General features: G+C 62.9%; 4 protein-coding genes and 1 pseudogene. All 5 read right to left on the reverse strand.

The genetic code is table 11. The annotated features are described in order from the left end of the window. Positions 1-66, reverse strand: a pseudogene (locus RTX98_RS18815) (twin-arginine translocase subunit TatB); the annotation flags it as partial. Between the two features lie 38 nt (positions 67-104). After that, positions 105-341, reverse strand: coding sequence for a twin-arginine translocase TatA/TatE family subunit (locus tag RTX98_RS18820; RefSeq protein ID WP_312798356.1), 237 nt, complete (start codon positions 339-341; stop codon positions 105-107). 280 nt (positions 342-621) lie between these two features. Beyond that, positions 622-1,314 carry an SMC-Scp complex subunit ScpB gene (scpB, locus tag RTX98_RS18825; protein ID WP_312798358.1) on the reverse strand — a complete coding sequence of 231 codons (693 nt, stop codon included), beginning with the start codon at positions 1,312-1,314 and terminating at the stop codon, positions 622-624. Continuing rightward, complete coding sequence (locus RTX98_RS18830; protein ID WP_416223176.1) at positions 1,311-2,147, reverse strand: segregation and condensation protein A; 837 nt, start codon at positions 2,145-2,147, stop codon at positions 1,311-1,313. The genes scpB and RTX98_RS18830 overlap by 4 nt, the downstream gene beginning before the upstream one ends. Before the next feature lie 40 nt (positions 2,148-2,187). Beyond that, positions 2,188-3,031: glycoside hydrolase family 3 N-terminal domain-containing protein (locus RTX98_RS18835; RefSeq protein ID WP_312798359.1), on the reverse strand; the 844-nt coding region annotated here is incomplete at its 5' end.

Raw genomic sequence — 3,031 nt, forward strand, 5'->3', positions numbered from 1 at the left:
CGGGCCCACGACCACGATCATGACGATCGCGATCACGAGCATCTCGGTCCAACCGATCTCGAACATCAGAACTGTTCCCGCTTAAGAACTCGGCGCGGAACGCGTCAGGATTTGGTGACGTTGCGGTCCGGGGTCACCACAGTCTCGCCGGGGCGATGCTCGACGGTGCGCGGATCGACGGGGCGAACCTCGCCCGGCGTATCGTCGTCGGTCATGCCCTTCTTGAAGCTCTTGATGCCCTTGGCCATGTCGCCCATCAGCTCGGGGATCTTGCCGCGGCCGAACAGCAGCAGGACAACAACAAGCACGATCAGCCAGTGCCAGATCGAAAAGGAACCCATGATCACTCTCTTTCGAATTCTTAACCCGGGGGAACAGCTAGGCCTTACGTCAAGCCTTTGCAAATCCCTTCATCGTCAACAGCACATCAGACATTTCGGGCGAGAGGAAGACGTCGCGCCGGGTTAAGACAATGCGCCGCATCCGATGCGGGTGGTTTACCGTACCATTCGAACTAAAGCACGGCTTCAGCGCGAAACTATACAGCTTCGAGCCCTTGCTACCATGCCTATAGCGGGTTCTCCAACGGTTTCGATGAAGCCGCGCCGCTGAGCGGCCTCATCAATCCTCCGTGACGCGGGGCGTAAGGAGGCCGAGTTCTTCCAGATCGATGTCGGTCAGTTCGTCTTCATCAGGGCCAAGCAGATCGCCATCCACCGGCGGCACCGGCACGGCGAAGTTGCTGGGCATGCGCGGCGACAGGAGCCCTGCCCCTTTCAGCTCCTCCATGCCCGGCAGATCGCGCAATTCCGAAAGCCCAAAATGATCCAGAAAGCCTTGAGTCGTTCCATAGGTCACCGGCCGCCCCGGTGTACGACGACGCCCGCGCATACGCACCCAGCCGCTTTCCAGCAGAAGATCGAGCGTCCCCTTCGACGTTTCAACGCCGCGCACATCCTCGATCTCGGCCCGCGTGACTGGCTGATGATAGGCGATGGTGGAAAGTACTTCGAGCGCGGCGCGCGACAGCTTCTTTTGCTGCGGAGCATCGCGGCGAAGAAGAAAGCCGAGATCCGGCGCGGTGCGCAGCGCCCAGGCATCGTCCACCCGCACGACGTTGACGCCGCGATTGGCGTAAGCCGCAACCAGCCGCTCCATCACCGCGTCCAATGAAACATCGTCCGGCAGCCGCTCGGCGAGCATCTTGCCCGTCACCGGCTCGGCACTGGCGAACAGGATCGCCTCAACGATGCGAATCGCTTGACCGAGGCCCTGTTCGGCAAACAGGTCGCTGTCGATACTCGACTGGCTCACGTCGTGTCCCCGACAAGCCGCGGCCGCTGTTGACCCGGGCGCATATAGATCGGCTCGAAAGCCCCATCCTGGCGCACTTCCAGCTTACCCTCGCGGATCAGTTCGAGGCTGGCGGCGAAGGAGCTGGCCAGAAGGCTGCGACGCTGGGCGGGCTCGGTTAAATACTGAGCAAGAAAGCGGTCAAGCGCGCTCCATTGCCCCGAACGGCCAACCATCCGCACCAGCAGATCGCGCGCGTCCTGCAGCGACCACACACCCCGCGCCGCGATCTGCACATTGCTCACCGCCTGCCGCTGGCGCTGCACCGCATAGGCGGCGAGAAGATCATACAGGCTGGCCTCGAAGGTCACGCTGCGATCCATCTCCAGGGCTTCCGGCGCGCCGCGCGCAAACACATCACGCCCGAGCCGATCACGATTGACGAGCCGCGCAGCAGCCTCACGCATGGCTTCCAGCCGCTTCAAGCGAAACTGCAGCACGGCGGCAAGTTCCTCGCCGCTTTCGCCTTCCTCATCGCGCGTCTTGGGGATCAGCAGCTTGGATTTCAGGAAAGCCAACCACGCCGCCATCACGAGATAGTCGGCCGCTAGCTCCAGCCGCATTGCGCGCACCTGATCGATGAAGCCGATATATTGCTCTGCCAGCGCCACCACGGAGATCTGCGAAAGGTCGACCTTCTGATTGCGGGCAAGATGAAGCAGAAGGTCGAGCGGCCCTTCGAAACCGGCGACATCCACAACCAGCTCCGGCTCGCTCAAGCCCTGTGTCTTGGCATCGGCCCAGAGTTCATCTGGAGGAACGGCTGCCCCGCCATCATTGCGTGTGCTGTTCAAGCATCGACCTCGCGCGACCTCTCACGCGAGGCCGGCCGTCTTATGCCACCAACTGCATCAGCTGGGCAAACTCGGCGCGCACGTCATCCTCGACGGAATTGTCGCGCATAGCCAGCGGCAGCAGAGCGCGTTCGGCACGGGCCAATGCTCCATCCGTCAGGCGCGGCGTTTCGGCAACCACCGCTTCCATCTCGCCCATCACGCCGTTGCAATGCAGAACGATATCGCAGCCTGCCGCGAGAATCGCACGGCTGCGGCTGGCGAAATCGCCCGACAGCGCCTTCATCGAAACATCGTCGCTCATGAGGAGGCCGTCGAACCCAATCTCCTTGCGGATGATCTCGTCAATCACGATCGGCGATGTCGTCGCCGGCAGATCCGGATCGATGGCGGAATAGATGACATGCGCGGTCATCGCCATGCCGACGTCCGACAACGCCTTGAACGGCGCGAAGTCGCGGGCGCGCAAATCCTCCAGCGAAGCATCGACGGTCGGCAGCGCCAGATGCGTGTCGGCCGTGGCGCGCCCATGTCCTGGCACATGCTTCATCACCGGCAGAACACCACCGGCCAGCAAACCATCCACTGCCGCGCGTCCAAGCGTTGCAACGATTTCCGGCTCGGTGCCATAGGCACGGTTGCCGATCACGTCATGCGCGCCGGCAACCGGCACGTCGAGCACGGGCAGGCAATCGGCATTGATGCCGAGCTTGAGCAGGTCGAAGGCATGCAGCCGTGACAGCAGCCAGCTCGCGCGCAAGCCGGCCTGCTGGTCGCTCGCATAAAGCGCCCCGAGCGCTGCGGCCGGCGGATAGTTTGGCGCAAGCGGCGGGCGAAGACGCTGGACGCGCTCTGCATCTGCATGATCCCGTCCGGGTAGTAGC

This window comes from Tianweitania sp. (assembly GCF_032053605.1).
Classification (GTDB): domain Bacteria; phylum Pseudomonadota; class Alphaproteobacteria; order Rhizobiales; family Rhizobiaceae; genus Tianweitania.